Origin of the sequence: Streptomyces longwoodensis, from assembly GCF_001514125.1 — a bacterium.
Lineage (GTDB): Bacteria > Actinomycetota > Actinomycetes > Streptomycetales > Streptomycetaceae > Streptomyces > Streptomyces longwoodensis.
This window is the reverse complement of record NZ_KQ948558.1, coordinates 122878-137110: the sequence shown is the minus strand read 5'-3', so window position 1 is coordinate 137110 and position 14233 is coordinate 122878. Positions and strand designations below refer to the sequence as shown.

Sequence of the window (14233 nt, the reverse complement as noted above, 5' to 3'; positions counted from 1 at the left end):
CGGGGGGCGGGGAACGGCGGGCGACGTGCGGGGTGGGGGACGGGGCCGGCCGTCACCAGCACCCGGAGGTGGCCAGCGCGCGCAGCAGCTCGTCCGCCTCCTCGCGGTCCGCGGCCGACAGGCGCGGCGTGACCTCGCCCAGGGGGGCCATCACGCGGGCGCCCGGCGGCACGTCACCCAGGACGAGCGACCCGGCGCCGACCAGCGCGTCGTCGCCCACGGTGACCGGGCCCAGCACGATCGCGTTGGTGCCGAGCACCACGCGGTCGCCGACGACGGGGTGCCGGCGGGCGCCGGCCGCCCGGCGCCCGTCCCGCCACCAGCCGACCGAACCCAGCGTGACCTGGTGGAAGATCGTGACGTCGTCGCCGACCTCGGCCGTCTCCCCGATCACCACCGCCGCGCCGTGGTCGATGAACACGCGCCGGCCGAGCCTCGCGCCCGGGTGGATCTCGATGCCACCGGTCACCGAGCGGGCCACATAGGCGAGGAGCCGGGCGAGTTGACGGTGCCCACGGGTGTAGAGGGCGTGCGCCAGCCGGTGGGTCCACAGCGCCGGCAGGGCGGGGTGCAGCAGCGCCTCCGCGCGGGTGCGGACCGACGGGTCCCGCGCGACGATCACGGAGAGGTCCTCCCTCGCCCTGACGATCAGCCTACGCATGCGATGCTCCGTAATGTCATGTCTGGTCTTTCCCGGTGGCACGTCGAATTCCGCGGCGGGCGTCAGTAGTTGGGGGCCTTCACCAGGTTCGCCGTCCCCTGGACGATCTCGGGTATGTACACCCGCTCGGTCCAGGCCTCCTGGGCGACCGGTTCGAGGGCGATCGACACGGCGCCCTCGTCGACCGAGAAGGCGGTCCGCACGGCGCTGGTGATCGCGTCGACGAGCGCGGAGATCTGGTCGGCCGCGAGGTTGTTCGGGAAATGCTTGATGCTGACGTGGGGCACTCCGATGGCCTTTCCGGTGAGGTGCGCGGCGTCCAGGGCGGAGACGAGTTCGTCGATGCCCCGCGCGCGCAGCAGTTCGTAGTGGTCCGCCTGGAGCCGGCTGATCTGCAGGGACGTCCGCGCGAGCCCGGGGGCGGAGTCGATGAAGGAGTCCTGGTCGCCCCGGGCCCGGAGCACGGTGATCGGCGCCGTGACGCCGCGCCGGGCCAGCTCGTCGGGGGCGTACTCGAAGGGGAAGGTCGTCCGCACCACGCCGACGATGCGGCGCACCAGGTCACGGTCCAGGTGCTCGAACCGGCCGCAGACGAAGTCGACGAAGGAGTCCTCGTCCCGGGTCGCGGCGAGGCACGCCTCGACCGCCGACCGCTCCAGGTTCCCGGCGAACACCGAGTACAGGATCGAGACGAAGGTGGGGTCGGCGTAGCCGGCCGCTGCCTCCGCCGCATGCTCGGCGCCGGCCTCCACGGGCGGCTTGCCCGGCGCGATCAGGATCAGCTCGTCGACCTGCTCGCCCGCCCGCTCCAGCTGGTGGGCCACCTCGAAGGCGACCCGGGCCCCGAAGGAGTACCCCCACAGGGTGTACGGGCCGACCGGCTGGACCCGCCGGACGAGTTCGATGTCCCTGGCGACCATCTCCTCGAACGTCGGGTAGGGCACCTCGCCCTCGTTGATGCCGTGGGCCTGCACCCCGAGGAACGGCCGGTCCAGCTCCAGCCGGCCGGCCAGCAGCCGCAGGCTCATCGGGTAGCCGCCGAGCCCGGGCCAGCAGAACACCGGCCGGGCGCCGTCCCCGGCGCGCAGCCGCACCAGCCGGGTGAGCGCGGTCGCGGGCTCCCGGTCGACGCGCCGGGCCAGCTCGGCGATGGTCGGCGCGTCGAACAGCACCTGGAGCGGCAGGGAGCTGCCGAGTTCCCGGTTGATCCGCCCGACCAGGTTGACCGCGGTCAGCGAGTGGCCCCCGGCGGCGAAGAAGTTGTCCCGGATCGAGACGCGTTCCTGGCGGAGCACCGCGCCCCAGAGCGCGGCGATGGCCTCCTCGGTGGGCGTGCGGGGCGGGACGACCGGTGTGTCGGTGTGGTCGACGGCCGCCTTGTCCCGCTCGCGCAGGGCCTGGTGGTCGATCTTGCCGTTCGGGGTGAGCGGGAAGGCGTCCAGCACGGTGACCCGGTTGGGCACCATGTACGGGGGCAGCGTCTCGGCGAGGTTGTCCTTGACGATCTCGGCCGGCCCCCGCATGTGGACGGAGTCCTCCTTCATCCCCTCGCTGAGCCGCTGTTCGGCGCTGATGCGGCCGCCGACGGCGAAGTAGGAGGCCGTGCCGGGGCCGAGGTCGACGATGTCCGCGATGCGCCGGGCGGACGGCAGGGGGTTGCCGGTCTCCGAGCTGTAGCCCGACGACATCAGCCCCACGTCGAGACCGTTCAGCTGCAGGCGCTGCAGCTCCCGGCCGAGGTCGACGTAGCGCTGCCAGGGCTCCGGTGCGCGGCCGATCAGGCTGACGCCGAAGCTCGCCCGGTCGTACACCTCCTGGTTGATGGCGATGACGTCCTGCTTGCGGACCAGGTCGTCGGACACGTGCACCAAGTCGGCGCCGTCGAAGCGGTACTGGCCGCCGTGCAGGTCCACGACCCGGTCGGGGTGGGCCTGCACGTACAGCTCGACCGGGCTGGGCACGGCCGGTGCCGCGGCCGACTCCACCTCGTAGGTCGCGAGGTAGTAGTCCTCGTCCGGGCAGCGCAGCAGGTCCTTGACCCCCGGCGTGGCCGGGCCGGGGTTGATGCGCAGCCCGTACTCGGGGAGGACGTGGTCGAACAGGCCGACCATGTGGCCCGCTTCGAACTGGAGGACTTCCTGGATGTTGTTGCGGTAGACCGGCTCGATCGCCGACCGGCGTCCGACGAAGTGCACCCGCAGCCTGGGCCCGCCTGCCGCGGCCGCTCCGATCAGCACGAGCCGGTGCTCGACCGGGTGGTAGTAGTAGAGGCCCGCGTCGAGGCCCGCGACCCCGGACAGCTCCAGGTAGAGCTGCGTGGCGTACAACGAGCCGGGGGAGGCGTACCCGTACTTGGGCAGCAGCCGTTCGCCGCTCGGGAACTGCCCGAACCAGCGCAGCAGCGTGCCGAGTTCGGCCAGGCTCAGGGCGGCCGGGTCCCGGTGCGCGGCCGGTGGCCCATCCGGGCGGGCGAGCAGGCCCAGGAGGTCGGCGCGGGTGACCTCGCCGCCCTCGAAGAACCGGTACGTCTTGCGGGCGAACACGGTGCGCCGCTGGCCAGCCGTGGCCGCGCGGCCGGGCAGCTCGACGACGGCCGCGCCGTCCTCCTGACGCACCCCCAGGTTGGCGAGCTGGGCCTTGAGCTGGAGCCTGCTCTGCTTCGACTGGTGGTGGCTGCCGTGGTTGCCCTGGTCCATCAGCGCGGCGCGCTGCGGGTCGAGCTCGATGAAGGCGATCAGGTTGGCGCCGACCCGGGCGTCGTCCCGGACCAGGACGGCGGCCCGCTTCACCCACTCGTGCTTCTCGATGGACACCTTGATCTCGTCCAGTTCGACCCGGAAGCCGCGCAGCTTGACCTGGCTGTCGGTCCGGCCGAGGAACTGGACGGTGCCGTCGTCGTTCCAGCGGGCCAGGTCACCCGTCCGGTACAGACGGGCGGACGCCGGGTCCGAGGAGAACGGGTTGGCGATGAACCGTTGCGCCGTCAGCTCGGGGTTGTTGAGGTACCCGCGGGCCAACTGGTGCCCGGCGATGTGTAGTTCACCCGACTCGCCGGGAGCCACCGGTCTGCGTGCCGCGTCGAGGATGTGGAAGCTCATGCCCGGGACCGGCCGGCCGATGGAGACGTGGTCGGGACCTTCGTGGACGGTGTCACGGTCCACGGTGTGCGCCGACGCGTTGATGGTGCACTCGCTCGGGCCGTACAGGTTCACCAGGTCGACGTGCGGTAAAGCGTCGAGGAGTTCGACCGCCAGGGTCTTGGTGAGCGCCTCGCCGCCGCTGAACACGTGCGTGAGCGAGGTGCAGTCGGAGAGCCGGCCGGTGTCGACGAGCGCCTGCAGCAGCGTCGGCACGCCCTGCAGGGTGGTGACCCGGTGCGCCGTGATGAGGTCGATGAGCCCGCCGGGATCGGCGTAGATCCCCGGCTCACTCATCACCACGCTGCTGCCGCAGGCCGGGGCGAGGATCTCCCACTGGGCCGCGTCGAAGCTCAGCGGCGTCTTCTGCAGCACCGTCCGGCGCTCGTCGAGGCCGTGCTCCTCGGCCAGCCACCGCATCTGGCTGACGATGCTGTGGTGTTCGATGCCGATGCCCTTCGGGTTGCCGGTGCTCCCCGAGGTGTAGATGACGTACGCGAGGGAGTCGCCCCGCGGGGGGACGAATGCCGCCGGCCCGGCGGTCGGACCGTCGGCGGGCCCCTCCGTGCGGACCCGGCCGTCGGCGACGGTGACGATCCGCGTCCCGGGCGGCGTCAGGGCGGCCAGCCGGGGCACCAGGGACTCCGAGGTCAGGACGACCTCGGTCCGCGAGTCCGCGACCATGTAGCGCACCCGCTCGTCCGGGTACTCCGGCGACAGCGGCAGGTACGCGGCGCCCGAGTGCAGGACACCCCAGACGCTCGTCATGAGGTCGACGGACGGCTCCATGAAGATGCCGACGGGTTCGTCCGCCCGCACACCGAGCCGCCGCAGGTGGGCGCCCACATGCTCGCTGCGCTCACTGAGCTGCTGAAAGGAGAGCCGCTCCGTGCCACAGGAGACGGCAGTCCGGTCGGGCTGGGCGGCGGTGGCCGCGCGCAGCATTTCTGACAGGGACAATTCTCCGGACCCCGCTGGTTTCGCCATCATCCTTCGAACCTGGAATTCGTCACGTTGGAGCCTTGAATTAGGGCAGGTGGAGTCGACGCGCGTAACACGTCCACGACATCGGGCATGCGAAAGGCGCGTTCCATGGTCGGTTTCGGCCGCACGGGGCAGCCGTGAAAAAGGTCAGAACGGCGACGAATCGGTGAATCGTTCGCCGGAGGAACTGCTCGAACCGTGTGCGCGGAGCGGGCCCTCAGAGTGCGGCCGGCATCGCCCTACATCGGGTGCAGGACTTCCGCACGTAGCCGGGACACGGTGCAGACATCTGTGTACGCCTCCCCCTACCGAACCGTGTGCCTGCGCCAACCGTACAACTCCCCCCAGAGGGTGCCGCGCAGGCGAAATCAGGTCAGTACTTTGCGTGATCGATCGGAACGTACACGAAGGAGGTGCCTTGCGCGACACCACTTAACTGTCGGGCGTGTCAGTGCCGTTCTCGCGGGGGCGCCGTCGTGCGGAGCGGGAGGCAAAGGCTCAGCACTTCTTGAACGCAAATCGAACGAGGGTGCTCCGGTTGTGGCCGTCGAGGCGCGCGGTGCGGTCGACCCGCTGGCCGCGGTGCGGATCCTTGCTCCGGGACCGGGTGTACGGCCCGGCTCGCCGTCCTGTAACAAGCGCACACCCGTGGCCCTCTGCTCCAGCGAATCCCCAGCGCGCCTCGAGTCGTGATCGGGTCCGTCACCGGGGCAAGGCTGTAAGGAAGCGTTCATGGAGCCGCAATGAAAAACGCCGGTCGGAATCCCTGATACCGCTTGGCGGAATCGTGCAACGACAGGATCGAGCCGTCGTCGTGCACGGCCATAACGCGTCCGAACCCGTACGGCATTGGCCATTCTTTGCCGAATCCTGAGCATCGCGCGGCCCGGCGTCGGCCGCCGCGCATGCCTCCGGGTGGCGTCCGGGGCCGGCCGGACCCGGGGCTCGTCGAGCGGACGGCTCAGGTCGCCCGGTCCGTCCGCAGGGCTCCCGGCCTCTGGCTTCAAGCCTTGAAACAAGGTCGAAGAAAATCCCGCACACCTCCTTGACCGCTCCATGACCACGCGGCATGGTCGGAGAGCGCTCTCCCACTCCGTTCCGGCGCGCGGTCCCCACCGCAGGCGGCACCGGCCACGGAGCCCGAGGGCCGACGCACCACCCCGCCCCCGTCCGCCGCCACCCCCACCCGCCTCCCGCACGGCGACCGAACCAGGAGCACGCGTGTCCAGAGCCTCCCTCACCGACCCACCACCCCGCCGCCGCACCGGCGGAGCCCTCCTCGCGGCCGGGCTCCTCCTCGCCTCCTCGCTCACCACCCTCGCGCTCGCCCCGGCCGCCCACGCCGCCGACACCCTGCTGTCCCAGGGCCGGCCCGCCACCGCCTCCTCGCAGGAGGGCGACGGCTACGCCCCCGCCGCGGCCGTGGACGGCAACCTCACCGGCACCCGCTGGGCCAGCCAGTGGAGCGACCAGCAGTGGATCCAGGTCGACCTCGGTCAGCAGGCCACGCTCAGCCGGGTCGTCCTGACCTGGGAGGCCGCCTACGGCAAGGACTACGCGGTCCAGGCGTCCGACAACGGCACCGACTGGCGCACCCTGAGGACGGTGACCGGCGGCGACGGCGGCACCGACGACCTCGCCCTGTCCGGGACGGGACGCTACGTCCGGATGCAGGGCATCGCCCGGGCCGGCGGATACGGGTACTCCCTCTGGGAGTTCCAGGTCTACGGCTCCGCCACCGGGGGCGGCACCACACAGCCCCCGCCCGGCGGACCCGTCAAGGTCGAGGGGACCCAGGGCGCCTGGCGCCTCACCGTGGGCGGGCAGCCGTACACCGTCAAGGGCGTGACCTGGGGCCCGGCCGCCTCCGCGGGGCCGACCTACCTGCCCGACGTGAAGGCCATGGGCGCCAACACGATCCGCACCTGGGGCACCGACGCCTCCACCAAGCCGCTGCTGGACAGCGCCGCCGCCAACGGCATCCGCGTCATCAACGGCTTCTGGCTCCAGCCGGGCGGCGGCCCGGGCGCCGGCGGCTGCGTCGACTACGTCACGGACACCACGTACAAGACCAACGCGCTCACCGAGTTCGCCAAGTGGGTGGACACCTACAAGAGCCACCCGGCGACCCTGATGTGGAACGTCGGCAACGAGTCCGTGCTCGGCCTCCAGAACTGCTACAGCGGAGCCCAGTTGGAGACGCAGCGCAACGCCTACACCAGCTTCGTCAACGACGTCGCCAAGAAGATCCACAGCATCGACCCGGACCACCCGGTGACCTCCACCGATGCGTGGACCGGCGCCTGGCCGTACTACCAGCGCAACGCGCCCGACCTGGACCTGTACGCGATGAACTCGTACAACAACGTCTGCAAGGTGCGCCAGGACTGGATCGACGGCGGCTACACCAAGCCGTACATCATCACCGAGACCGGCCCCGCGGGGGAGTGGGAGGTGCCGAACGACGTCAACGGCGTCCCCGACGAGCCGACCGACGTGCAGAAGGCCGACGGCTACACCAAGGCCTGGAACTGCGTCACCGCCCACCAGGGCGTGGCCCTGGGCGCCACCCTCTTCCACTACGGCACCGAACACGACTTCGGCGGCGTCTGGTTCAACCTCGTGCCCGACGGGCTCAAGCGGCTGTCGTACTACGCGGTGAAGCGCGCGTACACCGGCACGACCGCCGTCGGCAACACGCCCCCGGTGCTCAGCAACATGACCGTCAGCCCCGCCACCTCGGCGCCGGCCGGCGGCGAGTTCACCGTGCACGCCGACGTGCGCGACCCCGACGGCGACCCGGTGACCTACAAGGTCTTCCTCAGCGGGAACTACGCCGGCGGCGACAAGGGACTGGTGGCCGCGCAGTGGCGGTCCACCGGCAACGGCACCTTCGCCGTCACCGCCCCGCAGAAGCTCGGCGTGTGGAAGGTGTACGTCCAGGCCGAGGACGGTCACGGCAATGCCGGCATCGAGACCAAGTCGGTGCGGGTCGTCGCCCCACCGGTCGGCGGCACCAACCTGGCGCTGAACCGCCCGGCCACCGCCTCCTCCTCCCAGCAGTCCTACGGCGACTGCCCCTGCACGCCCCAACTGGCCGTCGACGGACGCGCCGACACCCGCTGGGCCAGCGACTGGAGCGACCCGCAGTGGATCCAGGTCGACCTCGGCGCGGCCAAGGCGCTGCGCACCCTCCAGCTGGTCTGGGACCCGGCCTACGGCAAGGCGTACACGGTGCAGCTCTCCGACGACGGCACCACCTGGCGCTCGGCGTACTCGACCACCGCCGGGGACGGCGACGTGGACACCATCGGCCTGACGGGAACGGCCCGTTACGTCCGCCTCCAGCTCACCGCGCGCGGCACCGGCTGGGGCTACTCCCTGCACGAGATCGGCATCTACGGCTGACGCAGCGGTCCGGTGGCGGCGGTTCCCGTACCCGGCCCGGCGCCACCGGACCCGCCCGTCACCCCCGCGTGGCGCCCCGGCGCGACGCGGTCCCCACCCCCCCCCTTCCACCCCCCTCACGGGCAGGAGATCCCATGAGATCGAGTCCACGCCGGCTCCCCGCACTCCTCCTCGGCACCGCGCTCGTCGCCACGGTCCTCGGCGTCGGCACCATCGCCTCGGCCACCACCGACACGCACACCGGCCGGGACGCCACCACGGCCACCACCGCCCACCTGGGGCACACCATGGCGGTGTCCACCCAGGCGTCCGGCGACGACCCCGACGGAGACGGCTACATCCCGGCGGTCCCGCAGGTCACCGGCGTCACCCCGTCCACGGCGACCCCGCCGACCCGCTACTTCCACGAGTTCCAGGCCAACTGCTCGGTCACCCACACCGCGCCCGACGACCCGATCGTCTACCCCGGCCAGCCCGGCAAGTCCCACGACCACACCTTCATGGGCAACACCTCGACCGACGCCAACAGCACCACCGCCTCCCTCACCGGCGGAGCCACCACCTGCAAGGCGCCCGCCGACGCCTCCGGCTACTGGATGCCGTCGCTGTACAACGGCGACCGCAAGATCCTCCCCGTCGGCCCGCAGACCATCTACTACAAGGCCGGCGTCACCGACTACACCAGCGTGCGGCCCTTCCCCAAGGGCCTGCGCTTCGTGGTGGGCAACCCGATGCAGACCGCCGACGAGTTCCGCCACCACCGCGGCTTCGTCGAGGGCTGGGAGTGCGGCGACAGCTACTTCAACACCGACTTCCCGGCGAGCTGTCCCGACCGGGCCGACGTGCAGCTCAACATCCGCTTCCAGGCGCCCAGTTGCTGGGACGGGAAGTACCTCGACACCCCGGACCACAAGAGCCACATGGCGTACCCGGTGGTCAAGCCCGGCACCAACGACAACATGTGCCCCGCCGACCACCCGGTCGCCCTGCCGATGATCGAGTTCAAGATGGCCTTCCCGGTCAACGGCGACATGTCCCAGGTGCGCCTGGCCAGCGGGCGCGGCTACTCCTTCCACTACGACTTCTTCAACGCCTGGGAGGACCGCACCCTCAAGGCGCTGGTCGACCACTGCATCGTGGGCGGCCTGCAGTGCGACGCGCGCGGCTACGACCAGACGCACCCGGAAGCGGGTGCCACGCTCAACAGCGACTACCGGCTGCCCTGAGCACCGGCCGGGAGCCGCACGGCCCGGTCCCCTGCCGCCCGGCGGCGGGGCGACCGGGCCCTTCGTCGCCGAACAAGGGGTGGGATGAACGACGAACAACTCGACCGTTTGGTCGACAAGTTGAGCCTCGACCAGAAGGTGCGCCTGCTCACCGGCGCCACCACCTGGCGCACCGCCGCCGAACCGGACCTGGGACTGCGGGCGATGGTGTTGTCCGACGGGCCGGCCGGCGTGCGCGGGGAGTCCTGGGACGAGCGGCGCACCTCCGCGCTGCTGCCCTCGGCCTCCGCCCTCGGCGCGCTGTGGGACGAGGAACTCCTCACCGAACTGGGCCGCCTCCTCGCGGCCGAGGCGATCCGCAAGGGGGTGCACGTCGTCCTCGCACCCACCCTCAACCTGCACCGCAGCCCGCTCGGCGGCCGGCACTTCGAGTGCTTCTCCGAGGACCCGGAACTGACCGGCCGCACCGGCGCCGCGCTCGTCCGCGGCATCCAGTCCCAGGGCGTCGCGGCCACGGCCAAGCACTTCGTCGCCAACGACTCCGAGACCGACCGCCTCACGGTCGACGTCCGGGTCCCGGACCGCGTGCTGCGCGAGGTGTACCTGGCGCCGTTCGAGCGGGCCGTGGAGGCGGGCGCGTGGCTCGTCATGGCCGCCTACAACCGCGTCAACGGCACCACCATGACCGCCAGTCCGCTGCTCGGGGAGGTCCTGAAGGGGCACTGGGGCTTCGACGGGGTTGTCGTCTCCGACTGGGCCGCCGTGCGGGCCACGCGGGAGACCGCCCGCGCCGCACTGGACCTGGCGATGCCCGGCCCGGACAGCCCGTGGGCCGGCTCCTTGACCGACGCGGTCCGCGCGGGCGAGGTCCCCGAGCCGGCCGTCGACGACAAGGTGCGCCGCCTGCTGCGGCTGGCCGCACGCGTCGGCGCCCTCGGCCCGCACCGCCCCCGCACGGTCCCCGCCCGGGCACACCGCGGCCACCGGGCGCTGCTGCGCCGGACCGTCGCCGCGGCGAGCGTCCTGCTCCGCAACCACGACGACGTCCTGCCCCTGGACCCCGCTGCCCTGTCCACCCTCGCCGTCATCGGCGCCCACGCCGCCACGCCGCGCACCCAGGGCGGCGGCAGCGCCGAGGTCCACCCGACGGGAACGGTCACCCCGCTGGACGCCCTGCGCAGCGCCCTGCGCGGCCGGGCCCGCGTCGTCCACGTCCCGGGCCCGGCCCTCGACGTACCGCCCGCCCCGGTCACCCCCGACCACTGCACCGATCCGCGCTCGGGCGCCCCGGGAGTGCTGGTACGACTGCTGGACGCCGACGGCCGCGAACTCCACGCGGAACGACGGCTGTCCGGACGCCAGCTGGAACCGACCCTGGTGGCCGGCGCGCACACCGTGGAGATCAGCGCCCTGCTGCGCCCGACCACCACCGGCACCTGGACGTTCGGCGTCGCCGGGTTCGGCCGGATGACCCTCCGGGTGGACGAACGGACCCTGCTCGACGCCGCGTTCCCCCGGCGGACCGACGATCCGGCGATCGTGCACGTCACCCCGCCGCTGCGCACCGCCCGTACCTCCCTCACCTCGCTGCGGCCCGTACACGTCGTGGCGCGACGGGAGTTGCTCCCCGGCGACGGGCGCGCCACCGTCCTCGCGGCCGCCCCGCCCGCTCCGGACACGCGGGCCGCCCTGGCCGAGGCGGCGGCCGCGGCCGGCGGCGCGGACGCCGCGGTCGTCTTCGTGGGCACCACCGAACACAGCGAGCGCGAGGGCCGCGACCGCACCTCGCTGGCCCTGGACGGCGCGTACGACGACCTGGTGCGGGCCGTGGCGGCGGCCAACCCGCGCACCGTCGTGGTCGTCAACAGCGGGGGCCCCGTCGAACTGCCCTGGCGCGACCGGGTCGCCGCCCTGCTGCTCGGCTGGTTCCCCGGCCAGGAGGCCGGCGCCGGCATCGCCGACGTCCTCCTCGGCCGCGCCGAACCCGGGGGCCGCCTGCCCACCACCTGGGCGGCCCGCCTCGCCGACGCCCCGGTCACCGAGACCCGCCCGACCCGCGGACGGTTGCCGTACGACGAGGGCCTGCACGTCGGGTACCGGGCCTGGCTGCGGACGGGCCGGGAACCGGCGTTCTGGTTCGGCCACGGCCTCGGCTACACCCGGTGGGACTATGAATCGGTGGACGGGCCGACCCGGGCTACGGAGGGCTCCCCGATCACGCTCCGGGTGCGCCTGCGCAACACGGGGCCACGGGCGGGACGGGAGGTCGTCCAGGTCTACCTGGCGCGCCCCGGCTCCACGGTGGACCGACCGGAACGCTGGTTCGCCGGGTACGCGGCGGTCCGCGCCGAGGCGGGACAGCGGGTGACCGCCGAGGTGGTGGTGGAACCCCGCGCCCTGCGGCACTGGTCGACCCGGGACCAGGAGTGGCGGACCGAACTCGGGACCTACCGGCTGCTGGTCGGGCGCTCGGCGGGCGACGTCCGGTGCGAACGCCCGGTCACGGTCACGGGCGCGCCGTGAGCGGGCGGACGGGAGCGCTTTCCCCGCGCGACGCGCTCACGCGGAGGCGCGTACGACGAGTTCGGGGTCGAAGACGACGCCGGTCGGGGCCCCCGCCTCACCGCGCACCTGGCCGTCGAGGAGCCGGGCCATCTCCTCGGCCATCCGTTCCACCGGCTGCCGGACCGAGGTGAGCGGCGGCTCACAGGTCACGGCCACACCGCTGTCGTCGAAACCGACCACGGCGACGTCGCCCGGCACCCGCTTGCCGCGCTCGCGCAGCAACCGGCAAGCACCCTGCGCCATCAGGTCGTTGGCCGCGAAGACACCATCCAGGTCGGGGTGCCGGGCGAGCAGCTCGGCCGTGCCCGCGATGCCGCTCGCGAGCGTGAAACCACCCTCGGCGAGCGGCACGTCCGTCACCCCGGCTTCCGCGAGGGCCTCGCGGAAGCCGGCCAGCCGCTCCCGGCTCGCCCGCACGTCGAGCGGCCCGCTCACCGTGGCCGGCCGGCGGCACCCGCGCGCCAGCAGGTGCCGCGCGGCCAGCGCACCGCCCGCCCGGTGGTCCAGGTCGACGTAGGTCAGCGGGACGGGTCGCGAGGGCCGGGCGAAGAGCACGGCGGGCAGCTTCGCCCCGGCGAGCAGCGCGGGCAGCGGGTCGTCCGGGTGGGTGGAGACGACCAGGGCGCCGTCGGCCCGCCCCTGCCGCAGGAAGGAGACCACCTCCTGCCGGTCGGCGTCGGACTCGGCGAGCATCAGCACCGGATGCATGGAGCGCGGCCGCAGGAAGCTCATCACGCCGCCGACCACCCGCCCGAAGAACGGATCGGTGAACACGCGGGTGGCGAACACCTCCCGGGCCGCGTCGTCCGCCGCGCCACCCACGCCGGAGATGACCAGGGCGACCGTCTCGGCACGCCGGATGACCAGGGAGCGGGCAGCGCGGTTCGGGGCGTAACCCGTCAGCTCGATCGCACGGAACACGACCTCCTGGAGGGCGGGATCGACGTTGCGCACGCCGTTCACGACCCGGGACACCGTGGCCCGCGACACCCCCGCCGCCCGGGCGACGTCCTCGAGGGTCGGTGGCTGCCTACTCACGCGTGCACTGTAACGGCACGGCGAAAAGGCTGGGTAGATCGCCCGGGGAGCCGGGGCCGCGGGGTGGGGGCCGGGATCAGTGCGTCCACACGTCCGGGCCGCCTCCCCGCCAGTCGATCCACGCCGCCTGAGCCACCTCGGACGGGTCGATCTCCAGGCCGGCGCGGCGCAGGAACTCGGCCACGTCGCGGACGCCGTACGCCATCCCGGAGATCTCGCTGTCGATGCGCACGCGGCGGCCGCCGCGCTCGTCGGGCGGGTAGACGACAACAGGGGGCGTAGAGGGCACGGAGGGCATGGAGGGCATGGCACCAGGGTGCGCCGTGACCGGGCGGGGTGCATGCGGGACGGCGCTCCACGCCCCCCATGACCGCCATGCGGGTGGCGTCACCGCGTGTGCGCACGGGGCGGGCGTCTCCCAGCTGGTGAGACGAGTCGGGACCAGGCCGTGCGTTCGTTGGCCAGGGGTTCTAGGCTTTCGGCCCATGAGCGAGATCGAGACCCCGACGCCCCAGGAAGCCTTCGAGCTGCTGCTGGCCGGCAACCAGCGCTTCGTCGCCGGTACGCCCGAGCACCCGAACCAGGACGCCACCCGCCGCGCGGAGATCGCGCCGGGCCAACAGCCCTTCGCGGTGCTGTTCGGGTGTTCCGACTCCCGGCTGGCCGCCGAGATCATCTTCGATCGCGGACTGGGCGACCTGTTCGTGGTGCGCACCGCGGGCCACGTGGCCGGCGGTGAGGTGCTGGGCAGCGTCGAGTACGGCGTCGAGGTGCTGAACTGCCCGCTGGTCGTGGTGCTGGGCCACGACTCGTGCGGCGCGGTCGGTGCCGCGTGCGCCGCGGTGGAGAACGGCGCGACGCCGGGCGGCTACGTCGGCGACGTCGTCGAGCGCGTGACCCCGAGCGTGCTGGCGGCGCGGGCCGCCGGACGGACCGAGCCCGACGACATCCTCGCCGAGCACGTGCGGCGTACCGTCGACCAGCTCCTCGAGCGCTCCCGGTACCTCGCCGAGAAGGTCGCCGCCGGACGGACCGCGGTGGTGGGCCTGCGCTACCGCCTGGCCGACGGCACCGCCCAGGTCGTCGCGGCGCGCGGCCTCGAGGCAGCGGTCCCGGCGGCGGTCCCCGCGGCGTCCTGACCCGACCGAGGGCGGCTGCCCGCCCCGGGGCGCGTGGGTGACGCGCCCCGGGGGCCGGGCAGCCGCCTTCGTCAC

8 protein-coding genes are annotated in these 14233 nt (G+C 72.9%); 4 read left to right on the top strand and 4 right to left on the bottom strand.

Annotated elements, in window-relative coordinates:
• Positions 1-52: 52 nt before the first annotated feature.
• Positions 53-661 carry a serine O-acetyltransferase EpsC gene (epsC, locus tag AQJ30_RS25105; RefSeq protein WP_067238274.1) on the bottom strand — a complete coding sequence of 203 codons (609 nt, stop codon included), beginning with the start codon at positions 659-661 and terminating at the stop codon, positions 53-55.
• 62 nt (positions 662-723) lie between these two features.
• Positions 724-4758: an amino acid adenylation domain-containing protein gene (locus AQJ30_RS25100; RefSeq protein ID WP_245727106.1), complete on the bottom strand. Its 4035-nt coding sequence runs from the start codon at positions 4756-4758 to the stop codon at positions 724-726.
• A 1245-nt stretch (positions 4759-6003) separates the two neighbouring features.
• Between AQJ30_RS25100 and AQJ30_RS25095 the strand changes: the two genes are divergently transcribed.
• From AQJ30_RS25095 to AQJ30_RS25085, 3 genes are all read left to right on the top strand, one after another.
• Positions 6004-8190, top strand: coding sequence for a discoidin domain-containing protein (locus AQJ30_RS25095; protein ID WP_067238264.1), 2187 nt, complete (start codon positions 6004-6006; stop codon positions 8188-8190).
• Positions 8191-8324: 134 nt separating this feature from the next.
• Positions 8325-9416, top strand: a complete 1092-nt coding sequence (locus AQJ30_RS25090) for a DUF1996 domain-containing protein (protein WP_067238262.1) — start codon at positions 8325-8327, stop codon at positions 9414-9416.
• Positions 9417-9500: 84 nt separating this feature from the next.
• The gene (locus AQJ30_RS25085; protein ID WP_067238260.1) at positions 9501-11939 is read left to right on the top strand and encodes a beta-glucosidase H; all 2439 of its coding nucleotides are present in this window, start codon (positions 9501-9503) and stop codon (positions 11937-11939) included.
• 36 nt (positions 11940-11975) lie between these two features.
• Here AQJ30_RS25085 and AQJ30_RS25080 read toward each other — a convergent pair whose 3' ends face one another.
• Both AQJ30_RS25080 and AQJ30_RS25075 read right to left on the bottom strand, forming a co-directional pair.
• Complete coding sequence (locus tag AQJ30_RS25080) at positions 11976-13019, bottom strand: LacI family DNA-binding transcriptional regulator (RefSeq protein ID WP_067238257.1); 1044 nt, start codon at positions 13017-13019, stop codon at positions 11976-11978.
• Positions 13020-13095: 76 nt separating this feature from the next.
• Positions 13096-13326 (bottom strand): hypothetical protein, encoded by a 231-nt coding sequence (locus tag AQJ30_RS25075; RefSeq protein ID WP_245727105.1) that lies wholly within the window; start codon positions 13324-13326, stop codon positions 13096-13098.
• A 178-nt stretch (positions 13327-13504) separates the two neighbouring features.
• Between AQJ30_RS25075 and AQJ30_RS25070 the strand changes: the two genes are divergently transcribed.
• Positions 13505-14158: a carbonic anhydrase gene (locus AQJ30_RS25070; protein ID WP_067238254.1), complete on the top strand. Its 654-nt coding sequence runs from the start codon at positions 13505-13507 to the stop codon at positions 14156-14158.
• Positions 14159-14233: the final 75 nt, after the last annotated feature.

What these genes read in the sequence shown, in the direction of transcription:
- epsC (WP_067238274.1), bottom strand. Translation starts at nt 661, where the DNA reads ATGCGTAGGCTGATCGTCAGGGCGAGGGAGGACCTCTCCGTGATCGTC.
- AQJ30_RS25070 (WP_067238254.1), top strand. Translation starts at nt 13,505, where the DNA reads ATGAGCGAGATCGAGACCCCGACGCCCCAGGAAGCCTTCGAGCTGCTG.
- AQJ30_RS25085 (WP_067238260.1), top strand. Translation starts at nt 9,501, where the DNA reads ATGAACGACGAACAACTCGACCGTTTGGTCGACAAGTTGAGCCTCGAC.
- AQJ30_RS25090 (WP_067238262.1), top strand. Translation starts at nt 8,325, where the DNA reads ATGAGATCGAGTCCACGCCGGCTCCCCGCACTCCTCCTCGGCACCGCG.
- AQJ30_RS25075 (WP_245727105.1), bottom strand. Translation starts at nt 13,326, where the DNA reads ATGCCCTCCATGCCCTCCGTGCCCTCTACGCCCCCTGTTGTCGTCTAC.